General features: G+C 33.5%; 33 protein-coding genes and 2 tRNA genes. 17 read left to right on the top strand and 18 right to left on the bottom strand.

The window, feature by feature from the left end; translation table 11 throughout:
- The first annotated feature begins 114 nt into the window (after positions 1-114).
- The 3 genes from AC6EIY_RS04015 to grxD all read left to right on the top strand — a co-directional run bounded on the left by AC6EIY_RS04015 (position 115) and on the right by grxD (position 1,439).
- The gene (locus AC6EIY_RS04015) at positions 115-795 is read left to right on the top strand and encodes a lysophospholipid acyltransferase family protein (RefSeq protein ID WP_498507722.1); all 681 of its coding nucleotides are present in this window, start codon (positions 115-117) and stop codon (positions 793-795) included.
- Positions 796-874: 79 nt separating this feature from the next.
- Entirely contained in the window at positions 875-1,105 is a 231-nt protein-coding gene (locus AC6EIY_RS04010; protein WP_498507721.1) for a BolA family protein, read from the top strand.
- 10 nt (positions 1,106-1,115) lie between these two features.
- Positions 1,116-1,439 carry a Grx4 family monothiol glutaredoxin gene (gene grxD, locus AC6EIY_RS04005; RefSeq protein WP_498463105.1) on the top strand — a complete coding sequence of 108 codons (324 nt, stop codon included), beginning with the start codon at positions 1,116-1,118 and terminating at the stop codon, positions 1,437-1,439.
- A 23-nt stretch (positions 1,440-1,462) separates the two neighbouring features.
- Here the strand turns inward: grxD and AC6EIY_RS04000 are convergent, their stop codons facing one another.
- Positions 1,463-1,729, bottom strand: coding sequence for a DUF6761 family protein (locus AC6EIY_RS04000; RefSeq protein ID WP_498507720.1), 267 nt, complete (start codon positions 1,727-1,729; stop codon positions 1,463-1,465).
- Between the two features lie 88 nt (positions 1,730-1,817).
- On the opposite strand from AC6EIY_RS04000, the gene AC6EIY_RS03995 reads away from it, so the two are divergent.
- A complete protein-coding gene (locus tag AC6EIY_RS03995) occupies positions 1,818-2,582 on the top strand; it encodes a response regulator transcription factor (protein ID WP_498463103.1) in 765 nt (254 codons plus the stop codon).
- A 21-nt stretch (positions 2,583-2,603) separates the two neighbouring features.
- Here AC6EIY_RS03995 and crtH read toward each other — a convergent pair whose 3' ends face one another.
- The gene (gene crtH, locus AC6EIY_RS03990) at positions 2,604-4,166 is read right to left on the bottom strand and encodes a carotenoid isomerase (RefSeq protein WP_498507719.1); all 1,563 of its coding nucleotides are present in this window, start codon (positions 4,164-4,166) and stop codon (positions 2,604-2,606) included.
- A 15-nt stretch (positions 4,167-4,181) separates the two neighbouring features.
- On the bottom strand, positions 4,182-5,585 hold the full coding sequence (trmFO, locus tag AC6EIY_RS03985; RefSeq protein ID WP_498507718.1) for an FADH(2)-oxidizing methylenetetrahydrofolate--tRNA-(uracil(54)-C(5))-methyltransferase TrmFO: 1,404 nt from the start codon (positions 5,583-5,585) through the stop codon (positions 4,182-4,184).
- A 214-nt stretch (positions 5,586-5,799) separates the two neighbouring features.
- On the opposite strand from trmFO, the gene AC6EIY_RS03980 reads away from it, so the two are divergent.
- The 5 genes from AC6EIY_RS03980 (at position 5,800) to AC6EIY_RS03960 (ending at position 9,160) form a co-directional block, all read left to right on the top strand.
- Positions 5,800-5,871 (top strand) — tRNA-Lys (locus tag AC6EIY_RS03980).
- A 111-nt stretch (positions 5,872-5,982) separates the two neighbouring features.
- Complete coding sequence (locus AC6EIY_RS03975; protein ID WP_498507717.1) at positions 5,983-6,255, top strand: hypothetical protein; 273 nt, start codon at positions 5,983-5,985, stop codon at positions 6,253-6,255.
- A 328-nt stretch (positions 6,256-6,583) separates the two neighbouring features.
- Positions 6,584-6,907 (top strand): hypothetical protein, encoded by a 324-nt coding sequence (locus tag AC6EIY_RS03970; protein WP_498507716.1) that lies wholly within the window; start codon positions 6,584-6,586, stop codon positions 6,905-6,907.
- Positions 6,908-6,943: 36 nt separating this feature from the next.
- Positions 6,944-7,240, top strand: a complete 297-nt coding sequence (locus AC6EIY_RS03965; RefSeq protein ID WP_498507715.1) for a DUF3303 domain-containing protein — start codon at positions 6,944-6,946, stop codon at positions 7,238-7,240.
- 348 nt (positions 7,241-7,588) lie between these two features.
- Complete coding sequence (locus tag AC6EIY_RS03960; RefSeq protein ID WP_498507714.1) at positions 7,589-9,160, top strand: SulP family inorganic anion transporter; 1,572 nt, start codon at positions 7,589-7,591, stop codon at positions 9,158-9,160.
- 444 nt (positions 9,161-9,604) lie between these two features.
- On the opposite strand, the gene AC6EIY_RS03955 is transcribed toward AC6EIY_RS03960, so the two are convergent.
- The 9 genes from AC6EIY_RS03955 to AC6EIY_RS03915 all read right to left on the bottom strand — a co-directional run bounded on the left by AC6EIY_RS03955 (position 9,605) and on the right by AC6EIY_RS03915 (position 14,988).
- Complete coding sequence (locus AC6EIY_RS03955) at positions 9,605-9,748, bottom strand: hypothetical protein (protein WP_498507713.1); 144 nt, start codon at positions 9,746-9,748, stop codon at positions 9,605-9,607.
- Between the two features lie 104 nt (positions 9,749-9,852).
- Positions 9,853-10,098 carry a hypothetical protein gene (locus AC6EIY_RS03950; RefSeq protein ID WP_498507712.1) on the bottom strand — a complete coding sequence of 82 codons (246 nt, stop codon included), beginning with the start codon at positions 10,096-10,098 and terminating at the stop codon, positions 9,853-9,855.
- A 242-nt stretch (positions 10,099-10,340) separates the two neighbouring features.
- Positions 10,341-10,616 (bottom strand): hypothetical protein, encoded by a 276-nt coding sequence (locus AC6EIY_RS03945; RefSeq protein WP_498507711.1) that lies wholly within the window; start codon positions 10,614-10,616, stop codon positions 10,341-10,343.
- A gap of 172 nt (positions 10,617-10,788) precedes the next feature.
- Positions 10,789-10,971, bottom strand: a complete 183-nt coding sequence (locus tag AC6EIY_RS03940; RefSeq protein ID WP_498507709.1) for a hypothetical protein — start codon at positions 10,969-10,971, stop codon at positions 10,789-10,791.
- Between the two features lie 143 nt (positions 10,972-11,114).
- Complete coding sequence (locus tag AC6EIY_RS03935) at positions 11,115-11,360, bottom strand: hypothetical protein (protein WP_498507708.1); 246 nt, start codon at positions 11,358-11,360, stop codon at positions 11,115-11,117.
- A gap of 603 nt (positions 11,361-11,963) precedes the next feature.
- The gene (locus AC6EIY_RS03930; RefSeq protein WP_498507707.1) at positions 11,964-12,257 is read right to left on the bottom strand and encodes a hypothetical protein; all 294 of its coding nucleotides are present in this window, start codon (positions 12,255-12,257) and stop codon (positions 11,964-11,966) included.
- A 374-nt stretch (positions 12,258-12,631) separates the two neighbouring features.
- The gene (locus AC6EIY_RS03925; RefSeq protein ID WP_498507705.1) at positions 12,632-13,132 is read right to left on the bottom strand and encodes a hypothetical protein; all 501 of its coding nucleotides are present in this window, start codon (positions 13,130-13,132) and stop codon (positions 12,632-12,634) included.
- A 517-nt stretch (positions 13,133-13,649) separates the two neighbouring features.
- A complete protein-coding gene (locus AC6EIY_RS03920) occupies positions 13,650-14,066 on the bottom strand; it encodes a hypothetical protein (protein ID WP_498507704.1) in 417 nt (138 codons plus the stop codon).
- Between the two features lie 760 nt (positions 14,067-14,826).
- Positions 14,827-14,988 carry a hypothetical protein gene (locus AC6EIY_RS03915; protein WP_498507703.1) on the bottom strand — a complete coding sequence of 54 codons (162 nt, stop codon included), beginning with the start codon at positions 14,986-14,988 and terminating at the stop codon, positions 14,827-14,829.
- 740 nt (positions 14,989-15,728) lie between these two features.
- Between AC6EIY_RS03915 and AC6EIY_RS03910 the strand changes: the two genes are divergently transcribed.
- The 4 genes from AC6EIY_RS03910 to AC6EIY_RS03895 all read left to right on the top strand — a co-directional run bounded on the left by AC6EIY_RS03910 (position 15,729) and on the right by AC6EIY_RS03895 (position 17,460).
- Positions 15,729-15,802, top strand: a tRNA-Pro gene (locus AC6EIY_RS03910).
- A 37-nt stretch (positions 15,803-15,839) separates the two neighbouring features.
- Positions 15,840-16,622 (top strand): NAD-dependent DNA ligase, encoded by a 783-nt coding sequence (locus AC6EIY_RS03905; RefSeq protein WP_498507702.1) that lies wholly within the window; start codon positions 15,840-15,842, stop codon positions 16,620-16,622.
- The gene (locus tag AC6EIY_RS03900; protein ID WP_498463087.1) at positions 16,619-16,936 is read left to right on the top strand and encodes a hypothetical protein; all 318 of its coding nucleotides are present in this window, start codon (positions 16,619-16,621) and stop codon (positions 16,934-16,936) included. The genes AC6EIY_RS03905 and AC6EIY_RS03900 overlap by 4 nt, the downstream gene beginning before the upstream one ends.
- 212 nt (positions 16,937-17,148) lie before the next feature.
- Positions 17,149-17,460, top strand: a complete 312-nt coding sequence (locus AC6EIY_RS03895; RefSeq protein WP_498507701.1) for a DUF805 domain-containing protein — start codon at positions 17,149-17,151, stop codon at positions 17,458-17,460.
- A 195-nt stretch (positions 17,461-17,655) separates the two neighbouring features.
- Here the strand turns inward: AC6EIY_RS03895 and AC6EIY_RS03890 are convergent, their stop codons facing one another.
- Both AC6EIY_RS03890 and AC6EIY_RS03885 read right to left on the bottom strand, forming a co-directional pair.
- The gene (locus tag AC6EIY_RS03890; protein ID WP_498507700.1) at positions 17,656-17,892 is read right to left on the bottom strand and encodes a hypothetical protein; all 237 of its coding nucleotides are present in this window, start codon (positions 17,890-17,892) and stop codon (positions 17,656-17,658) included.
- Between the two features lie 83 nt (positions 17,893-17,975).
- Positions 17,976-18,230 carry a hypothetical protein gene (locus tag AC6EIY_RS03885; protein WP_498507699.1) on the bottom strand — a complete coding sequence of 85 codons (255 nt, stop codon included), beginning with the start codon at positions 18,228-18,230 and terminating at the stop codon, positions 17,976-17,978.
- A gap of 262 nt (positions 18,231-18,492) precedes the next feature.
- Between AC6EIY_RS03885 and AC6EIY_RS03880 the strand changes: the two genes are divergently transcribed.
- From AC6EIY_RS03880 to AC6EIY_RS03870, 3 genes are all read left to right on the top strand, one after another.
- A complete protein-coding gene (locus tag AC6EIY_RS03880; protein WP_498461872.1) occupies positions 18,493-18,618 on the top strand; it encodes a hypothetical protein in 126 nt (41 codons plus the stop codon).
- A gap of 67 nt (positions 18,619-18,685) precedes the next feature.
- Entirely contained in the window at positions 18,686-18,925 is a 240-nt protein-coding gene (locus tag AC6EIY_RS03875) for a hypothetical protein (RefSeq protein ID WP_498463084.1), read from the top strand.
- Between the two features lie 3 nt (positions 18,926-18,928).
- A complete protein-coding gene (locus AC6EIY_RS03870) occupies positions 18,929-19,057 on the top strand; it encodes a hypothetical protein (RefSeq protein ID WP_498463083.1) in 129 nt (42 codons plus the stop codon).
- 135 nt (positions 19,058-19,192) lie between these two features.
- Here AC6EIY_RS03870 and AC6EIY_RS03865 read toward each other — a convergent pair whose 3' ends face one another.
- From AC6EIY_RS03865 to AC6EIY_RS03850, 4 genes are all read right to left on the bottom strand, one after another.
- Positions 19,193-19,768, bottom strand: coding sequence for a hypothetical protein (locus tag AC6EIY_RS03865; RefSeq protein WP_498507698.1), 576 nt, complete (start codon positions 19,766-19,768; stop codon positions 19,193-19,195).
- An 846-nt stretch (positions 19,769-20,614) separates the two neighbouring features.
- The gene (locus tag AC6EIY_RS03860) at positions 20,615-20,812 is read right to left on the bottom strand and encodes a hypothetical protein (RefSeq protein ID WP_498507697.1); all 198 of its coding nucleotides are present in this window, start codon (positions 20,810-20,812) and stop codon (positions 20,615-20,617) included.
- A gap of 225 nt (positions 20,813-21,037) precedes the next feature.
- Positions 21,038-21,340 (bottom strand): hypothetical protein, encoded by a 303-nt coding sequence (locus AC6EIY_RS03855; RefSeq protein ID WP_498507696.1) that lies wholly within the window; start codon positions 21,338-21,340, stop codon positions 21,038-21,040.
- A 125-nt stretch (positions 21,341-21,465) separates the two neighbouring features.
- On the bottom strand, positions 21,466-21,636 hold the full coding sequence (locus AC6EIY_RS03850; protein ID WP_498507695.1) for a hypothetical protein: 171 nt from the start codon (positions 21,634-21,636) through the stop codon (positions 21,466-21,468).
- 288 nt (positions 21,637-21,924) lie between these two features.
- On the opposite strand from AC6EIY_RS03850, the gene AC6EIY_RS03845 reads away from it, so the two are divergent.
- Positions 21,925-22,086, top strand: coding sequence for a hypothetical protein (locus AC6EIY_RS03845; protein ID WP_498463078.1), 162 nt, complete (start codon positions 21,925-21,927; stop codon positions 22,084-22,086).
- Positions 22,087-22,197 lie beyond the last annotated feature (111 nt).

The following is a 22,197-nucleotide window of genomic DNA, read 5'->3' as shown; positions in this document are numbered from 1 at the left end:
ATTGTATTCATCAAAAGCAAATAAGGTTTAGCCGCTGTAGTAACTGCCCAGTCTGACCAGTAATAGTAAAGCTTTCGGAGTTAATTTATAAGATAGTTTGTTAAAGAGGGTTTTTTGCACCTTCTTCATAGAGAAAAAAAAATATGCCTTGGGGTTGATCCTTTCTGGAGTCGATTAGCTATGTTCGTTACTCAAGATTTTGCATTGAACAATTTTTTTCGAAGAAGAATAGTTATTGGCGGAGAAAATTTACCTGTAAGTGGTTCTGTAGTACTTGCTCCCACTCATAGATCTAGATGGGATGCTTTGATGTTGACTATGGCTGCCGGGAGAAGGATTACAAATAGAGATTGTAGATACATGGTCACCCGATCAGAAATGAGAGGTTTGCAAGGTTGGTTCTTGAACAGGTTGGGATGTTTTCCAATTGATCAAGGAAGACCCTCTTTAACCACTCTTAGATATGCAGTTGATTTGTTGATTTCAAGTCAGCAATTAGTTGTTTTCCCAGAAGGAAAGATAAATCGACTTGGCGAGCCTGTAAAATTGAAAAAAGGTTTGATTCGTTTAGCTCAACTTGCCTCTAACAAAGGTTTGGAAATTAAAATTGTTCCAGTCGGTTTGGCCTATAGCGATGTTGTCCCGAAGTTTTGTGGATCGGCATCAATTTGTTTCTCTAAACCAATAATTATTTCAAGTGATTTTAAGCAATCTACAAATGACTTCAATATTGAACTTTCCAAAAGTATGAGAAGTGCTGAACAATCAGCTTTGTTAGCTGTTGGTAGAAGATAATATGATTTTACTTAGTTGAATCTTTAGCACGCACATTGACTTGATTCTCTCCAAATTCACTTTAATTCCTTATTTGAAAATGATTACAGCCCAAGAAGTTACTCTTTTAATTAAGCAAACACTTCCCGATGCTCAAATTGATGTGAAAGATATGGGAGGTGGTGATCATCTTGAAGTCAATGTTGTTTCTGAACAATTCTCTGGCCTATCTCTTGTACAACAACATCAACTTGTTTATGGTGCATTAAAAAATGAATTGAAAACAGAAACAATTCATGCTTTGGCCTTGAAAACCTCAACTCCTCAATAACTTTTCAGACATGGATTCTACAACTCGTTCAAAAATTGAACTCTTAATTAATTCAAAACCAATATTTGTTTTCATGAAAGGAAATAAGTTGATGCCACAATGTGGTTTTTCCAACAATGTTGTTCAAATTCTTAATTCCTTGGGAATGAGCTTTGATACTTTTGATGTGCTTTCCGATATGGAAATTCGAGAGGGAATAAAGGAATTTTCAAATTGGCCAACAATCCCTCAAGTTTATGTTAACGGTGAATTTATTGGAGGCTCCGATATCTTGATAAGCATGTACAACTCTGGTGAATTGAAAGAAAAATTAGAAATCGCGCTTGCTTCATAACTTGTTACTTTTTTGATTAATCTCTAGGCTTCTTTTTGAAAAAAGAGGTTATTAATATCGCCATCAGGCCCAATAAAGCTTGATGGATCCATTATCCATCTATCAATTAATGCTTCTAACTTCTCTTGATCCTTTGAGCCTAATCTCTTGCAATTCCTTAGGGAATGCAAATATCCGTCTGCATAGATTCGAAGCTCAGAAGGACTGTGGTATCGACTTATTAGCTCCTGACAGGCATCACAAATTGATTGGAAGTGTTTTATTGCTTCTGGATTATCAAAAGATGTCATGGTTTGCTAAGACACAGACTATTCTTGTTAGTCAGCGAACAGTTTGCTTTAGTATCTTCTCTAGTCTAAGGGTCTACATTTCCGACTTGTGACATTAATACCTGCAGATCAGCTCGGTACTGAGCAAATTCAAGGATCCTCATCAGGTTCTTCTCCTATTCAAGCAACCACACAATCACCTTCGAAGGTGCTTGTTGTCGAACCCCATCCAACTCTCAGAACTGTTTTGGTTCAGAGGCTTAGGCAAGATGGCCAGCTGGCCGCAGCAGTTGGTTCTGCTGAGGAGGCTGTTGATCTTTGTCGGGATCAATCACCAGATTTATTAGTTAGTGCAGAGATATTGGAAAAAAGTTCAGCCCTTCGACTTGCACAACAATTGGGCTGTTCAGTGATTGTTCTAACTGCAAGAACAGGAGTTGAACCTGTTGTTGGCCTTTTAGATGAGGGGGCTGATGATGTTTTAAGGAAACCTTTTGGCCTAGAAGAATTAGCTGCTAGATGCAGGACTTTACTCAAAAGAGGAAGAATTGGTTTACAAGAACGCGTCGCGGTTGGTCCCCTTGAGGTCCATCTTCTTCTTAGACAGGTCACATTGAGAGAAAAACCAGTGGAACTCAGCCCAAGGGAATTTGCTTTGTTGTGTGCTTTGTTGATGCCACCAGGAATGGTGCGGAGCCGACATGAGTTGCTTCGAATGGCTTGGCCTCCATTTAGTGGTGGACCTCGCTCTGTTGATACTCAGGTTTTGACGCTTAGAAGAAAACTAGAGCAAGCTGGTCTTGGTGATGGTGGAGGAATTACAACTGTTCGTCAGCAGGGGTATAGGTTTAGCCTTGATAACTTGCCTTCATAATTTTTGTTAGTGTATGGAAAATTATTCTGGAAGCTCCCATTTGTTCATTCCTAGCCGGGTGCCAATCTTATGAGCACAAGCGTAACCGCTAAACGCCACCGCATTTAACCCTTGTCCGGGGAATGAAGAATCACCAACACAATAAAGTCCTTTTATCTTTGTAGTATTAAATGGCATAGGAAGTAGGCCAGGTAATCTCATTGAAGGAATTGGCCCATAACTACCTTTGGCTCTAGAAAGAAACCTTTTGTGTGATCTTGGACTACCTATTTCCTTGTGTAAAATATTTTGACTAAGATTTGGAAATAATTTTTCTAACTTAGATATAAGTTTTTCTCCATCTCTCTTCTTTTTCTCAAGATATTCTGTATTGCTTAATCCCTCCCAGTAATCCATTGAAGAAGGAGTAAAGGCATGAACAATATGGCTATCTGAAGGTGCTAATGATGGATCTAGTAAAGTCGGGATTGATAGAAAAGTTACTCCTTGTTCATTTTCCATTTCTTCCCATGCGTCGAGAAGTAAGTGATGGCAATCTGTATTCGAAGGAATTGAGTCTTTACTTACGCCCAAATGTAAAGATAAAAAGGAAGGAGAAGGGATGTATCTGTTATTCCATTTTTTCTCGGCCTGAGGTGCTTTATCTAGTTCCACAAGTGGATCATTGATTCCTTGTCCACCAAATGTATCCCATCTTGTTGCATTGGAGACTATCGTTTTACCAAAAAATTCTTCACCATTATCTAATGAGACACCAATTGCCTTTCCGTTCTCAAAAATTATTTTTTTTACTTTAGATTTGTATTTAATTTCTCCTTTGAAATTTTTAATTCCTTGCACTAATTTTTCTGCAATAATTCCAACACCTCCTTTTGGATAGTTTATCCCTCCATAATGCCTATCAGAAAAGACCATCCCTGCGTTTATCATAGGCGTTAAGTCGGAGGGCATGACTGACCAGCAAAAACATTCAATATCTATAAATTTTAAAAGAGCGGGATCTTTGATATATCGTCTAGCAACATCTCCGGCATTAACTGGTAACCATCTGGCCAACCCTAGGCATGATAAAGGTGATTTAAAAAAAACTTTCATTAGATATCCCGGATCTTCTATTGAAAGTAAAGGCATCGAATTCAGACAATTAAATACTTCCCAACATGTTTCGTAGAAATGATTTATTCCTTTTTCTTCATGAGGAAATAAATCAATTAGTTTGGTAATGAATTTTTTATAGTCTCTATCTACTGTAATTTCTAAGTCATTAGGTAGATGATAGGCCAATTGTGTTGGGTCAGGAACTGTTTCACATTCTTGTCCAACATCTTTGAGAGCTCGCGTTAGTAAATTTGTGTACCCCTTTTTACCAAATCCAAAAATCATAGATGCTCCAACATCAAAAGTATATCCTTTCCTTTTAAATGAACCACCACTTCCACCAGGGATTTTATACTGCTCAAGGACGAGGACTTTAGCACCCTTGCTTGCTAGTTGACTCGCAGTCACTAATCCACCAAGACCTGAACCAATAACTATCGAATCCCAGTTGCAAGAAGCTTTGGTTTTATTTGTTAATTGAGTCATGAGATACAAGAAATTTTAGATGGTCGTGTAAGAGGGGCTTTTTTCTAATAATTTTTCCCTTAATTTTTTTATATGACTCAGAGCTCTATCTCTATATTTTTTGTATCTTTCACGTTTGTTGTGAACTCTATTATCTAGTTCAGGTAGTAATCCAAAATTAGCTGGCATGGGTTGAAAGTTCTTTTTATTTTGAACTCGTAAGCTTGCTTTACTATTGCTGACAAAGTTTGTTAAGGCTCCAATCATGGTTGACGATGGCAAAGTGATTGTATTTAATCCTTTTGCCAACAATGCTGCGTTAGTTCCGGCCAACCAACCTCCAGCAATAGCAGCAGCATACCCTTCTGTCCCAGTGAGCTGTCCAGCAGCAAATAAAGTTTTTCTATTAGTGAACTGAAGTGTTGGCTCTAATAGCTTTGGAGATTCGAGAAAAGTATTTCTATGCATTACTCCCAACCGAACAAATTCTGCCTTTGATAAGCCAGGAATCATCCTGAATATTCGTTTTTGTTCCCCCCATTTTAAATTTGTTTGAAAACCCACCAAATTCCATAATTGACCTGCCTTATCTTCTTGTCTTAATTGAACGACAGCGTGAGCCCTTTTCAGCCTTCGGAGACTTTTGTCGTTTACATCCCCCCATCTTGGATCCCACAGCCCTATTGGCTTTAATGGTCCAAAACGCATTGTCTCTAGACCTCTTTTTGCAAGCTCCTCTATGGGAAGGCATCCTTCAAAAAAAAGAGCTGATTCTTTTTCAAAATCCTTTAATTCAGCTTGTTCAGCTTTAATTAACTCAGAGTGAAATTTCAAATATGACTCTTGATTCATTGGGCAGTTGATGTAATCAGCATCGCCTTTGTCGTATCTACTTGCCCGAAATGCTGTTGAAAAATCAATGCTTTCACCGGTTATTATCGGACTAGCAGCATCAAAAAAATGACATTCATTTTCTCCTGTAAATTGTTTAACGTCTTTAGCTAATGATTCGCTTGTTAAAGGACCTGTGGCTAAAATTGTTATTTGTTTGGCATTTGGGAGACAAGGACATTCATCTCTAATGATTTTTATTAGGGGGTGAGAAGAAAGCTCATTTGTGATTGATAGGCTGAATTGACTTCTATCTACTGCAAGTGCTCCTCCAGCAGGAACAGAGTGTTGATCAGCTTTTGCTATGACAATAGATTTTAAATTTCTTAACTCTTCTTGTAAAAGCCCTGCAGCTCTATCACTACTAATCGCTCCGAAGCTATTGCTGCAAACAAGTTCTGCAAATTCGGGCGAGTGGTGGGCTGGAGATTTCTTCTTTGGCCGCATTTCAAAGAGAGTCACTTTGACTCCAGCACTAGCTATTTGCCATGCTGCTTCTGAGCCTGCCAGACCAGCGCCTATTACAGTTACCGATGGAACTTCTGTCAAACTGTCGTGTTTTTCTCTACTAAAAGCTTAATTACATATTATTCTCATATACCTCAACTTTTTATTAAGACTTCAAAAATATCTGAAAAATCAATGAGGATGGAAAAAAATGATTTTGAAATTGTTTTTTAGTCCTCAAAAAGGAACATTAAAGCGGTTTATGCTTCGACAACGTGATATTTTTCATAGTGGACTATTAGTATTGGTCTATTAGGGGTCGCTAGCTCAGTGGTAGAGCATCCGGCTTTTAACCGGCTGGTCCTGAGTTCGAATCTCAGGCGACCCATTTTATAAAACTGTTACCAAATAAATTGAAGTTATATCTACTTCTGAATTTTTGAAGAATTATTTTTTTCTGCCTCTTTTGATTTCAAGCTTTTTAAGCGTACATGCTGGGGTGAATAGTTTTACTAATTTGATTTTTATAGAAGATTGGCTTATCGAGAGGAAAGTTGATTTAACTCTCAATGAGACAAAATGCAGAGCATCAATACCTTCACATGCAAATTGGTTTGGAGCTCGGGTAAGACTTGGACCCAATGATGAATTGATAAAACCTATTTGGATTACTGTTAAAGCTGACCAAGTGCTTGATTCAAAATTAGTTAAAATCAAAGAACTTCTTGATGATTGCAGGTCAGGAATTCTTTTCCTTCCTGGAACTCCATAAAGCCCCAAGAATAATTATGTGTTGATGAGGGTATAAATACTTTCTCAAAAGAGATTTTTTTGCTGAATTAAAAATGCGATTATTTACTTTGGTATGAAGAAACTTACAGTGGGAGCTGCCATTGCATTAAATATATCTTTGTATATTTGGGCTTTAATGGATTTACCCCTGAAATTTTAATATGCCACAAATTATAAATTTTTTTTTGTATTTTTAAGCACTTTTTAAACTTTCATTTTTTTTTGCATTCTCAATCCTTTTTTTTTACCAGTACCGGTTAGGGTCTTTGTGAGGCGAAAACGCCTTTTTTTCTTATGAAAATGGAAGTATGGTTAAGAAATCTTCTTCTATCACAAAATCCAATTCTAATTGGTTATGGAGGTGGGCAGAACCAGAAAGTGAACTCTCCGTAATTCCTAAATCAAAAACTAAACGTTTAGCCCAACAAGCAAAGTTAGCAAATGTAGATGCTGAAAGAGCAGTTTCTCGTGCTTATCAAATTGAATTATCCAGAACAAAGGCAATCGGGGAAGCGATGTTTAAGTCTGGCAAAGCTTTAAGGTTTACACTATCAAGTTCTGGAAGGCAATTATTTCTAAGAACACAGGCAGCACGAAGGCAATTTGAGCCTGGTTTTAGGAATAAAAAATAATTTCAGATAGAATACAATCTTTACTTAAAACAAAAAATGCAGCTTTATATAGTCACTTGGAAATTCGAATCATCTGAGGATCAAAATTATTCATCTGAAGCATTTGTAGATTATGTCGAAAGTGGAAAATCTGAGGACCCTATTGATGGCTACGAGAGAATTGAATGGGCTCATACTCCACAAGATGGTACTGGAGTGATCATTTGTAAAGCTTCAAGTGCATCAGTTTTATTTAAGGTTTTTGGGTCCTGGAGAGATAAATTCGGAATGACTTGGGAGTATAAACCTGCCTTATCCACTGAAGAGTTTGTTAGTTTAATAAAAGAAAAATAGTTATAAACTTTCGTATTCATTATTTTTGGTTTATCTAAAAAATAAACTTCTGTCTAAAAAACTTTAAAGATTGTGCTATTCAACTTAGTCTTTTGAAAGTATTTACTTAATTAATGATAGCTCATTTTTTCTTTGCTTTGACTGCTAGTGAAATGGGTCTTAGTCCGACAATACTAACCTTGATAGTAGTATCGTCCGTCGTTTTTATTGTCGGCTTTGCAAAAAGTTCAAGAGAGAATGAATATAAAAAATTGATGGATTCATTTATTGAAAGAAAAGAGGAATCCGATTGATTATTTATTCAGATTAGTAAGAAGATCTTCTTACTAATCTGAATTCTCATGTCTAATGAGGCAGGATGGTAAAAGCGTAGTTTTGAAATTGAACAATTTTTTAGCCAAGGAGAGAATAGTCTCTCCTTCTCGCGATGTGCTTGCTGGACTAGTTGTTGCATTCGCGATGATTCCAGAGGCGATAGCTTTTTCTGGTATTGCAGGGGTTGATCCAAGAGTTGGGTTGTTTGGTGCTTTTTTGCTCTCTGTGACACTGGCAATTTTTGGGGGCAGAATGGCCATGATTACCTCAGTAACTGGTTCAACTGCTCTTTTGATGACTGGGATTGTTCAACAAGGAGAAAATATTAGCCCTGGCCTTGGCCTGCAATATCTTTTGGCTGCTGGATTGCTCACGGGAATTCTTCAAATCGCTTGGGGGTATTTGAGACTTGCTCATCAGATGAGATTTGTACCTCAACCTGTTATGGATGGCTTTGTAAATGGTTTGGCTATATTGATCTTCCTTGCTCAATTGCCTCATTTGGGTATTGAGGTGGCACATTCTGAAAAAGTAGTTACTGCAGTTCAACTACCTTTGGTTTGGGGCTTGACCATACTTACTTTGTTGATTATCTATTTGCTACCAAGAATTTCTAAGCTTTTGCCCTCAGCATTGGTAGCCATTTTTATTTGTACTGCAATTTCTATTGGATTTAAATTAAATGTTCCAACTGTATCGAATTTAGGAATCCTCCCAAATGGATTACCTGGCTTTGGTTTCCCAAAAGTTCCTCTTAATTTTGAAACGCTTGGTTTGATACTTCCAACAGCTTTAGCAATTTCCTTAGTAGGTCTTATGGAGACATTTCTTACTCAAGATATTCTTGATGATATGACTGATAAAACTACAAATAAAAATGTTGAGGCTCGAGGACAGGGGATAGGTAATATTGTTAGTTCTCTCTTTGGAGGTATGGCCGGATGCGCTTTGGTGGGACAATCGGTTATGAACGTTGGATATGGGGGAAGAACTCGTCTTTCAACATTGAGTTCCGGGGTTTGTTTAATAGCAATGATTCTTGCTGCAAAAGATTGGGTGAATCAAATACCAATGGCAACATTGGTTGGTGTAATGATAATGATTGCGATAAATACTGCTAATTGGATATCAATTAAAGACATACGCCGCATCCCTCGAAGTGATAGTTCAGTTATGGTATTAACTGTATTCGTAACTGTTATTACACATAATCTAGCCCTAGGACTGCTTTCAGGAGTTGGACTTGCAGCAATATTATTTAGTCGAAAGGTTGCAAAAGTTATTAAGGTTGAGTCTTCTTTAAATGGTGATAATCACAGGGTTTATAAAGTTAAAGGCCAATTATTCTTTGTTAGTAGTATTTACTTTAGGCAAGGGTTTGAACTTCACGAACATCCTAAAAAAATTACTATCGATATGGCCGAAGCTCATATATGGGATCAAAGCGGCGTAACGGTGCTTGACCAAGTGATTAGGAGAATAAAATTAGGCGGATCTGAAGTAGAAGTGATTAATTTAAATGATGAAAGCTTGAATTTATTTTCTCGAATAGGACAAGCCTCTGAAGCTGGAGGAAGAGGAGGTGAATTTAAATCTGCTCATTAAATTCTTTTGATCTTTTACTTGAAGTTTCTATATACTTTTTGAATGGCTTGTATCAAAGGCTTATAAGGATTCATTTCCATTTGACTGAGTTTTGTAAATTTTGTACATATAAATGTATAAGCCAGAGCCGCAACTAATCAACCCTCATTTCCTATGGTCATATTGACTATAAGATTTACTTATGTATAGGCCAGGCTTTGTTTTTGTCTAAATTTAATTTTTTCTAGATATTTTTTGACTTTAACCATTAATTTTCGAGATCTTATTTATTTATTTTTTCAATTGCAATTGAGATAAAAAAGTAAAATCCATCAAGAGTAAAAAAACACTTGATGGATAAAGATCTTTGTTATTTGAGAGTTTGATTCGTTAGATAGATTTTGGCAATCTAAAAATTGTTAGTTAGGAAAATTAGCTCATAGATTTTGCCTATGAGCTGTGTTCCTACGCTTCAGAATCAAATTTAGATAGATTAGGACCAGCAATTACACCGACTAGTCCAAAAAGAACAAGGGATAGAACACCGACAATTGTTGCAGAGAGGCTTCCTCCTCCCAAAGCAAAGGTTAAGAATGGCAAATGAAGCATTTTTATTTAGATGCAGGTATATATATAAACCTAAAATTGCCCAAATTTGATGAAGTTGTAGCACCTTGATAAATTCAGACATTTTTAGAAGGTTCTAAAGTTAGTCAAGCGGTAGGGAAATTGTCTGGAAATCTTGAAGTCAAGTCGTCTTTAGTTGCATTGGTTTCCCACTTGAGCCAGTCTTTCACCCCATTAGGCTTTACCTTTTGAGCACTACGAGCTGCAAAAATAATTACATGAAATGGAATCACAATTGCAAAGAAGAAAAAATGAAGTAAATATAAATCCCAGGGGATACCTTGGTAACCATAATCAGGGAAAAATATTGCGGTAAGGAAAGGTAGGACCATGATGTTCGAATCACAACTGTATTAATCATTATCCATAAAGCATTAATTTGTTCGATAAAGGTGGATATTTTAACTTCTAGAAATGCTAAGTACTTTGCAAAAGCATACTTAGAGGTCTTGCCTCTTAAGCTTTTAACTTGAGTTATGAATCGATTCTTATTTGAACATACCTTTAAACAATATTAATTAGTAATAATATTATTCTGTTATTTTATAAATATTTTTATACTAACCTTAAATATTTAATTAATAAGTCTTTCTATTAATTTAACTAGCCTGAAACTATAATAGAAACTAACTATTGCCCATGTTGGAAATATTATATTCCATAACTTTTGATGTTTTAAAAGGATAATTTTATCTAAAAGATAAGCGCCACCAATTGGAATAGTTACCAATAAAGTCATTTTTAAAAAGATCTCAAGGAATCCCAGAGCGGCTGTTGGATTTATTAGCCATGCTATTAATATTCCACTTAGTAAATAACCACCATATTGTCCTAGTTTCCTTATCATCATCAACTGCCTTTTTGTAAGACTAACTCATTCTAACTTAAATCGTACAACTAATACTAAATGTATTTGTTTTTTGACTTTTTAAATTTAAAGTAACTGTTATTACTTTTTAAGAGAATAATTAATGCTCTAACTTTGTATTAATATATAAATCTGTTAGTGGTTATCAATTCAATCAATCTTTAGACTCAGGGTATAGCTTTCTTATGGCATCAGCCTGATTCTTTTTCTTTTTCTTTATTTGCTTTGATTCATTAAACCGTCTAACTATAATTCCTGGGATGAACCAAATCACTGTTATTAGTGCTAAAATAAAAAGAGGATTATTAATTGTCATATTAAGTAGAGTTGTCTTCATTAACATGAAATATAAATTATTTATTGAAAACAAGTGATAGTACATTTTTATAAAAGGAATGATCCTATTATAGTTTAAAGTATGAATCAATTTTTTTTATTTAATTTCTATTGATTCTTTCTTCTATTTTGATTTGTTTGGTATTATTCTTCCTCTTTTTTAGACTGGTCTTCTAAATAGATTTTTGATTCATCAGCAATGATTTTTAAATAGTTGTCAATTTCTTTTGACTGTGACACTTCTTTTGATTTGTTGTATGTAATTGTGATATCTTTGCCAGACCATGCGGTTTGATCTTTAAATAGATTCCTTTTTGCAGAATAAAAAATTTTTTTTCCAATGAATAAAATAGCAAATATAAATATAGAAAGGAGAAGTAATATTCTCATTTTGTCTTTTGTAATAATACAATTATAACTTCTTAGAATGCCGTTTTTAAATATGAAAAAAAAATATATAATTATTTATAAGACCATCGAATCATAAATCTGATTATTTTATTAATCTAATGATGCCAATCTTTAAGGGTTTTGATTTAATTGATTATCAGGATGATAATTTTTCTATTAATTTTTATTTGAAAATTGCCATTCCTTTAATTGTTTGCTAAAGATATAAATATTTGTATTCTTATAAACGATGTTTTTTTGGATTAAGCAAAGCAGAGTTGTTTATATTTTTTCTAATTTGTTTGTTTTGCCTGCTGTCATTATTCCATTTTTTGACTTCATATCAAATGTTTCTTTTTTTGTTGCCCTGATTTTATGTCTAAACACAAGTGTTTTAAAAACATTTATATTATCTGTTGTATTTATTATTAAAAACAATTCAAACTATCGTTTTAATCTTTTGTTAAGTCGAAAAGGTGATGAAATTTCTAAGTCAGATTATGAATGTGTTTATTTGTATGCATGGTGTACATTATTGAGATATTTGCTAATCGGATTAGCATTTAATCAAATATTTTTATCTTTTAAATAGGTTGTTCTCCTTTATTTATTTTTAAAAGGATTAGTGAAAATTCTTTTTCTTAAATTTTCAGGTGGATTGATTCTTCCGGTTTCAGCATTTATTCTTTTTTTTATGTCTTGAATTATTTTTTGATGTTGAGCCTCATGTATGTCTGGGTCTAATGAGGCAAACCAATTATTTAGATCCCAAGTTTGATTACCTTGAATATCTACCTCAACTTTCACAAATCCCTCTTGACCTGTAAAGAAATAAACACCTTCTGGAAGCTTGTCGAAATCAAGTTCCCTATCTTGTTCATTTCTTACGTTATCCATTCTTTTTGAAAAAGGTTTTTTTCAGTCAAACATCGTATAACAGATGCTGTGTTGAATTACTTTGTTGTATTGGGACTTAATTCTTCTATTTAAATATTTAGGAATTATAAATTTTAGTTGCTTTTATCTTTACGAGTGTGAATGATTGGAAAAATGCAAAAGATTCATGTGCCCTTTTAGTAAGGAATTCTCTCTTCTTGCCAAAACATTCGAGTATTCAGATTACCTTGAAGATTCAGATTGGAAATTTCAGAAATATAACTTGGTAAATGCCTCTTGTTACTCTGATCTTCTCGAAGACACTGAGTGGGGGACTAGATCTGACGATTTAACTATTGCTTGAAGGTCTTGAGAGGGAATAACGTTTATAAGTTTTAGTGTTTGATATTTAATTCTGTAATGAATTCATAGCTTATCCATTCAAGCTTGTGATCTTCGCTTGAATTTCTTCCGAGGATAATAATAGGTATGCGAACTTCTTTATTTTCAATAATATTTCTATATCCTATTAGGAGTTCAGCGTATTTTTTAAAAGTCCAGCCATTATTCCCTTTTGATTTCCATTCTGATGATTTTCTTAGAGATCTATGAAAGTCTTCAATTCCAAATTCATTCCAACATTCTTGAATAGCAAGCAAATGATCGTGTCCATCCTTGAGTAATTTTTGATATTTAATTAGTTCTGGGGCTTCTTGTGAGTTGTCTGGCTTAAGTTCTCTAGCTAAATCATAGAGTTTTACTTTTTTAAGTTTAAACCAATCTCTATCAAAAATAAAAACTGGAAAATTCAAAGACCATTCGTTTCCCCTTAAGCTTTCGAAAGTTTTGATAAATTCAGTTACGTGTTTTTCTAGAAACTTGTATCGTTTTTTCATAGATACTTCCTCTTATGTAATTACTTTTGGGTTTCAACTTTTAGAATTAACATTAAGCATTATAAGCTTATAGTCAAAAAACATATTTGAAAAGTGTATTATATTGACCATATTTTTATTAGATTCAATGAATAATGGTAATGAGCGTCCGGCATGGCTTAACTGGCTTTACCTTTCAATATTTTTATATTCATCTTATTTCTTGTTTAATTATTGGTCTACTATCTTATCAAAATAATAATAATATCTATTGAGTTTTTATTGAATTAAATTTTATCAGTTTATGTTTTTAGTTGGTTATGAGATTGTAATTTTATTTTAAATCTATATTTAATAGTATGGGCTAAAGGAAGATTAACTTAAGTAATTTGAATTTGCATTCAAATTATCCCGCAAATACAGGCAAACCGATTGTAGCGGTGCTTAATAATGCTCCAGCAAAAATAATGAAAGGAAGCAAGGGGTACTTTTTAATCATGAGAATTTAAACTTAGATCTTATAGGTAATTATACCATACTAAGTATTTATACTCCAGCCTGGTCTAAATATTGTCATGATTGCTTGTTCGTTCATTCGAGGAGTTGTTCTACTTTTTACGTCTTCTATGGCCTTTTTGTAATATCGGTATTTTCGTTGGTGGTCGCTAAAAATTTTTATCACACGCCATTGTTCTAAAGGAAATCTTTTTTTTACATCTTCAGCAATTTCCCTCTCTTTGTGGCTTAGGTTGTTTTTTTTGAGTTTGTACTTCATGCTTATCCACTCGAAGAGTTTTTCAAGTTCACATGTGATTTCTCCATTTTTTATCCATTTTCCTATGTATTTTTCATCGCCATCCTCAATTAAAAAGCATTTTTCTGGCGATGGTAATTTAATCTCATGTAGTAACTCAGCAAAATTTGGTATCAGTTTCACTGACTGACCTGAATACATATATGAATTATGAAATAATTTTTTTCTTTTCGTGAAAAGAATTGGATGCTGCTTATCTATTATTTTAAATGTGTATCTAAAATTTCATAAAATTTTCATATGGTAAAAAAATTAGAAAGCAGCTTCTTGACATCAAATAAAAAAACTTTCCTCAATCTTCGTTTTATAGAGGTGTGATTAGGCTGACACAAGTTCTTATACCCGTAGAGCATTTATGGATTTTTATTTGATAAGTCACTTTAATAACTCCTATTGATAGGTCTTTTTAAAATCTGAAAAATTTTTAGATTAAATTTGACATGAGGTTTCGATGTTTACACTTTGTATTCAATAAATTTGATTTGTGTGTTTCTTAATAATGGGCTTAAAGATAAAAAGATTGGTGTTGCCAATAAAATAATTGGTCATATTAGGCCTAGGCTTCCAAATGTAAAACCGACCCCGCAGAAGAAAGCAAATTCAGCTAAATCTCTACATCCAGAGGGGATTGAATTTAATGCAACGTTAATTCGTTGAGCCATTTGACCTTGTACTCGCAGGTGAAAACAAAAAGATAATCGAAAAACTTCTTAGTTGTGGAGTATTCTTCGGGGTCTAACCGTACCTTTATAATTTCTACTTATTTTAAGTCTATATCTATTAAATTAAAAAGTTATTCCATTGGTTTTAAAGTCAAATTGATTTATGAGTTTACTCATGGAAAAATAAATTAGCTAATTTTTTTTTTGCCAACTAACCTTATTCTCCTATCTCATGTTTATCAACCAAATATTCTACCCCTGATTTGGTCAAGAGAAGGACCTCTTTTCTTTTCATCCTTTGTCAATGGAATCCAGTTCCAGTCGCAGCTTACAGTAAGCAGATATCCAACAAGTACGTGCCAGATTAATATTAAAAGAGGGTGATCTAAGTGAGGAGCCAATGATTTGTATTTTTTTATATTTTAATCAACTGGAAGGATTCCCACGAGTTCATGGATTGAATCTGAAAGATTAGGCCTGATAATCACCACTCCAATGGGCTTGCAGAGGATTGCAAGCTTTACAAAACTAAATAGTTATGAAAAAATTCCACATCTTTAAGCGATCATGGTTCCGAATGCAAAAAGTTCAATCGTTGAGTTGTAATGATGGGCTCCTTTGATCTTTTTGGTGCACATGCAATAACAGTCCAAAATGTTCCAGGTATCTTTTGATTTGATAACAATATTCATTTACTAAGATTTGAATTGTGGTTTTTTCAAGGACTTTTGTAATTTTAGAATTTAAATAATCTAAGTAAGTTGTATTTTTTAGCTCTTTATCTTTAACTATTTTTTGCTAATTAGTCTTCGTTTTCCTATATTTTTATTTATTTACAAATATAAGTTTAAAAATATTTATTTGTCGAGAACTTAATAATGGGTAGTTTACCAAGAATAATTGTTAAGTTGGGCCTTGTCTGAATATGGTAAAGTAATTCATAATTAATGTAAATAATATTTAACAAATTAATAATTTCTATTCATTTTTTTGACGGTGAATCTTTGTTTTAGATTTTTAATCTAAGTAATTAAATTGTGAGATTAATTTAACAGAAGTTTTTGAAAAATAACGGTAAAATGAATATATTTTTTGATTCCACTTAATTAATTGCCTTTGAAGTATTAATATTAGTTGGTTACGGGGCGTGGCGCAGCTTGGTAGCGCGGGTGCTTTGGGAGCACTAGGTCGCAGGTTCGAATCCTGTCGCCCCGATCAGTCACAGCAAGGGTTCCCAGCCCTTGCTTTTTTGATGGGAAATAATTCTTCACGCAAAATTCACGCAAAAGAACTTTCTGACTTTGTCAAGAAGCTTGATAGGGACTACAGAGCGGGCGATGCTCAAGTAGGTGATAAGCAATTTGATCAATTAGAAAATAGGCTTAGGGAAATAGATCCTCAGAACTCATTTTTTCAGAAGAAAATGAAGTTGCTTAGTTTGGATAAATATTGCTTCAGCGAATGGTGGGCCAAGTCTGCCAGAGGTGAAACGATGATCATTCAACCTAAATTTGATGGTTGCGCTTTGGGGTTGAGATACCAGTCTGGAACCTTAGTAGCAGCCTTCACTAGAAGTGGAAAAGATGTTACGGAGGCAGCTAGAACTGTTTGCAATCTTCCTGTAGAACTTCCAGAAGATGGAATTGCAGTTTCTGAAGAACCACTTGAGATCCGTGGCGAACTTTATGCACCAAACCTTTCTAGAACTAAATCTCAAGCATTAGCCGCTGGACATTTAAGAAAGAAAAATCCAACTGGAGCTGGCCTCAGCTTTGTGGCTTATGAAATTCTTGGAAGTACTGAAAATGAAATTGATGATATTAAACGCTTAGAAAGTTGGTTCTTTGAAATTCCTCCAACGAATAGAACAGCCGATCCAAAGCAAGTTAAAAGATGGCATCGTGAATGGTTGGCTGGTGAATTATTTGAGAACCTTCCTTGTGATGGATTAGTCGTCAAGATTAACTCAGGTGAAGTCAAGCGAAAGCTTGGTGTAAATTCAAAAACACCAAATTGGTCTTTGGCTTTGAAATGAATCCTATAAATGCTTTCAAGAAATGGTTATTAAATATCTTGGTGCCTTACATAGAAGGAATGCCATGCCTCGAAGGCAATAACAAGAAAAAGAAGGATTTATCTCAAGAGCCAAGATTTAGAGACTTATTTAAGAAAAGAAAAAGTGCCTTAATCGTTGGGGTCTTAGTCTTCTGTTTAATAGTATTTGGAATTGGTAAAAGCTTTCGTTTCGTCACTGGACTAATAGCATTAAGCCCATTTGTTGTCATATTTTGGAGTTCATTTGGTGAACAAATAATGGGTATCTTTAAATTTAAAAAGAATAAAAAATGAAACGCTTACTACTTGCGCCGATGCTGATTGCACTAACTGGTTCTTCTAATTATCTATCAGTAAAAAACAAATGTTGGTGAGGTGGAAAAGTTCCGAACCAAGGAACTTAGCTTCTGAAGTTAAAAAGAATTTTCGAATCAATTCTCACTATAAATAAATTTGTATTGATAGAAATTATATTTATCTAGAATTTATTAGATACCGTATTAGTTTTGGGCATTCTTAGTGCATATATAGGTTTCTGGAAAAAATCTTTTGACGTCAAAAGTAAAACAACTCGTTCTGATTACTTATGGGTTAACGGCTTAAATGGTTTTTTTCTATTGATTCTCTATGCTCTGAATTTTCAATCATTTCAGTCTCAAATTTTATCTTCTTATGAAACAGGAGGAATTTCCTCATTCTTTCCATTGCCAGCTTGGTTTTATGCAATATGTCTCATTTTTGTTGTACCTGGATGGTCAATTACTGTTCGAAGGCTTAATGATGTAGAGGAACCTTGTGCATATGGATCCAACAGCTGAGATAGTTGCAAATAAATATTGCCCTCTAAATAAGTGGAACAAATTGCCCCTGGATACAACTAAATAATCGAAGGTACTTTTTAGAAATAACTTTTTGGGGGTTGTCTTAGGGCTCTAAAATTCTCTAGAGTCGGGCTTCAGCTTTTGGGAGAGCGTTATAGATTAATAAGCACAAATAAGCTGACATAACAGCGTTTAAGGTTTAGGAGAGGTTAACTGTTTGGTTAACTCTTTTAGTCTGCTCGCTTCTTCTTTTATGTATTGCTTAGGGGCAAAATCGATCACTTGAAAGTCAGCTTGCCAGTTCAATAAGGTCATTACATGACGTGCAAGAGTTGGTTTTCTTCCTTCCCCACCCATATCTAAATAAGCTTCACCTTCTATTCTTTCGACGTAATCATCAAGCATTCCACTATGGAGAAGACGATACATTGTGCTTGTAGATCTATAACCAAGAAATGTTGATGCTTGTTTAAAAGATTAAAGGATCAATCACAAATCGGAATTAATAGAATTTATTGAGAGTTATCTTCTTTCTTTGCAACAGGTTGAACTTTTTCAACAGGCTGAGTTTCTTCAACAGGCTTAGCTTCTTCAACAGGTTGAACTTCTTCGACAGGCTGAGTCTCTTTAACAGACTTAGCTTCTTCAACTGGTTGATTTCCTTTAAAGAATTCAGAAATTTTGTCGCTGATTCCCTTTAAAAGCTCAGCGATTTTCTGACTTATCTCTTTTAAGTAGTCAGAAAGTTTTTGCAGAAAGTTTTTCATTGATTTAAAACGCCTATGAAATCAGATAGCCTTATGAAGATTGCGGACTCATATAAACATTTTTAATACAGAGTGTCACTGGAGGCTAATACTCAAAACAAATGCAGTTGTGCTTTTTTGTCGCTCAAATAATTAATTCGGATACATTAGGCGTTGAGAATAATATTCTTGGTATCTTCTTTACTTACTCTTGTATGTCTAATTCGTACTTTTCATTAAATGAATTAACTCACAATATATCTATAAATCGTAGTTAAAAAAAATGACTCTTGAGATTTCAGAAATTGTTCTCGCTAAATCATTTTTAGTCTTAGGCTTGCTTGCGTTTGCTTGTATCGGATTCGCATCGTTAGTTAATCAAAAACAAAAAGGAGCAGCTGTTAAATAAACTTATGCTTTACTTTTTAATAGAGCAAAACTTTCTGAAAAGAACCAAATAGTTAATCTCCTTTTTTATGTCTTCTCATAAAGGCCCGCAAATAATCAGATACTGCGTCATTACATCAACAGCCGCATTGATCGGGATTGCAGTTGGGTTGATTCCTCAATTCAAAGTAAATAAAGCAAAACTTTTATGTGCTGAACATTATTCACAGAATGAGACAATTAAGGGATTGAGTGCAGGCGAAAAGATTCAAAAAATGTTTATTGGCAATGAAGAAGGTAATGTTGGAGATTACTGTAGGAGTCTTTAAATAATGATCTTTGCTCAAGAAGGGCTTGGTGTTGAAATCTTTTCTCCTCTAGGGATTTTAATTCTTGTTGTCGGAGTTACTTTTACTGTTGGTCTTCCTGTTGCAATGATTAAGTACGGAAAGAAGGATTAGATAACTACTGAATTCCCCCTTTGTTAGGACTTAACCCATAGACCACTGCCTGACAGGATGAATATTTATTTAATACGCTATCGAATTGCTATCACTTCATACGCACTTAGTTCGAAAGAGTAAAAGTTGAGAGGATTAAAAATCGAAAGATTTATTTTTGATCGGTTTAATAATTGTATATTCTTTCTCTCTAGAGCGTTTAAGTTGTGAAAAAGAAGGACTTATATATTTAATTTTTTGTAGCTTATTTTTAGAGGTGATAGATATGTTTTGTGGATTAAATGTTAATGACTCAGATTTGGTTGATTTAGCTTTGATTGGATTGTTGAAATTACTTGTTTTAATAATATTAGGCAAGTTCTTATTAGCAGCTTGCAAAGCTAGAAAACCTGACCCTCCTAAGGCTATAAAAGCTAGACTTCCGAGTCCTACTATTTTGGGAGATGAAAAGCTACTTAGTTTATTTATTATTGTCTTTTCCGGGGTTAATGTTTCTTGAACACATTCTTCAAAGTCCAATTGATTTTCAATTTGATTTTTAGAAAGAACAAAAATCTTGCTTTCTTGTAATTCTCTAAAAATATATTGACTGCAAGAAATTATTAAACCAAGTCCAATCAAAATAGGTAGAAGAAAGATTGAATCTGAAGTTATTGGAATTTTAATCGTATTGAAGTTGCCAAATAAAAGTTCAGTAATTACAAATGTCATATTTAATGTATAGCTCAATACATTAAACCTCTTTATATTAGTAATGCTATAGAGGGTTTACTTGTTTGTATAATTTGAATTTATATTAATACCGATTATACAACCTAGATGAAGAATAAACTCATAGTAGTCAATTCCAAAAACAGAGTAGGGGTAATACTAGGTTAAAAGTACTAGACAGGCCTAGTTATAAACACTTAATAGCTTTTACATCAAGTTAAAGCCGTAGCTCCATTTCTCTAGTTGCAAGTTTTCTTTCGTTATTCATAATTCGAACGCCTACCCATACGAGTCCTAATCCAATAGCAGCTGGTAAGCCGATAGTTGTAATTCTTGTAAGGTTGTTCGTTGATTTTTATCGTATTAGATAAGAAGCAAGTATGTCTCTAGAGGATTTTCCTAACGGAAGGTTATACCTGTGATATTAATGAATTAGCAGCCATTATATAAATAAATTATTTGTGTATAGAGTCTTTATAAGTTTGTAAATCATATATTTCCTCTAATTGATTTTTAAGCGTATCTAAATGAATTTTATAGACAAATTTTGGCCGTCTTTTTGCGATATAGGTTGACGTATAAGTAAAAAATATCACAAATAAAAGTATAGTTGAAAGGCAATAAAACATTGCGAAAGACATAGCCCCTGAGCTTGGTTTAATATTTTCTTTACAATCTAATATAGTTGAGCGTTGCGAATAAAAATATTCAGAATATCTATTTGTAAAAAGGGAGCACTTACACAAATAAATTGGCTACAAAAATATAGGTATAGATAATACAAAAATCAATCAAATATTTTCTTGGATATATTCATACAATTTAAATTTTCAATCAAATCCATACTTAGTTAATTCCTAGCTTGCCAATATACTTAAAAATTATTGCATCTTGACCTATCCCTTTGTCGCCAAGCCCCTCAATCCACTCTTTGTATTCCTCAAAAAGACATTGCCTATAAGGCTCATTTAATTCTTCAATTCGTTTTAATGCATGTTCGAACATGATTTCTATTGATTTATGAGCATTATCTTTAGAAAGCATAATTCCTATTTCGTTTTTAATAAACAGCTATACAAAAAATACATTCAAGAAAAAATATGAAAAGTCCATATTTACACTCAAAATGTAAGTGCTTATTTTCTCTTTATATTTTCCTTTTAAATTTATAATTTCTTTGATATTCAGAGGGCAATGGCTTTATCTATAAGCTTATAAAAGGCTAATAAAATAATTAGATTAATATAACTGTTTTCTAATTCTCGCCCGTCAGGTCTTGGAGGTAAAAAGTTGATATTCACAAAGTGCATCAAATAATTTATGTGCTCTTTGCTTACCAGTCTTGACTGGTCTAATTCGATCAAGTATGGAAGCATTGCAAATAATCCAAAAGCTTCCTGGCTCAAGATTACAAGCCTCACATATATCTATGTTAGCAATGGAAGGATAAATTATCTCACTAATAGAACTCATTGTTCTTATGTGTTCTCTCTCAAGGAAATCCACTTCATCTTCTGAAAGTTTGCCCGTTACGCAATAATTTTCGATTAAAGTTTTAAAATAATATGCCATAGGTAATGTATAAAGTTGTGCAGAGTTGAGAAATCATTAATCTTGGAATATCAAAAAAGTCGTATTTCATAGTTGCTTTGCAAATCTTTTTGGAGTTTCAATTTGCTCATGATGGTGATAATTTTCTAAGATTGCAAAGCTAAAATATTAATTCCACCATCAAAGTCATCATCATCATTGTCATTTTTGAAATTATTTATTAGTTCAAAAAATAAAAATGGAAGTAAAGGAGTAAAACACAATAAAAGTATTTGAAGAACTGAAAAGCTTTCTGGAATTGCTTGAAATAGACCCATCTGTGAAATCTCGTAAAAAGTTGAGCAAACTTAAATTAATTAAATAAAAAAAAATAGATCGGCTTACTCGTAAGTATTTATATTTACTAGTTCGGTTCTTTAAGAATTGCTAATATGAAATTTGTTTAAATCGATTTCTAAAGGATTTATCTATAAAAAAAAGAGTCATCAATCTATTATTTGCTACATTCTTAAAATCATTTAAATACAGATAAATTACATATATCTTATTTCTAGTACTAAAAAGCTTTTGCTATATTAGCTTCTTTCTAATTATTTTATTAACTTATGATTATTGCTTCATTAATTGGTACGCCTGCTCCAACAGCAGTCTTAGCAGGTGCTCTTTCGATAGCACTTTTTGCGATTGTAGGATTAATAGTTGGTCCTAATTTTGATGGTGTAAATGCTCCAGCTATTGGGAGTAGCCCGACCAAGAAAGATGATTGATCAAAGAATATTAATAAACTAAATTTCAAATGATTACATAAAAAGCATTTAAAATTTATTGATTCTGTATATTTTGATGTTTTCCTTGTAACTTAAAATTCACGCTTAAAC

This window comes from Prochlorococcus sp. MIT2304 (assembly GCF_059772405.1).
The sequence above is the reverse complement of the archived record's forward strand: the minus strand, read 5'-3'. Positions and strand labels throughout refer to the sequence as shown.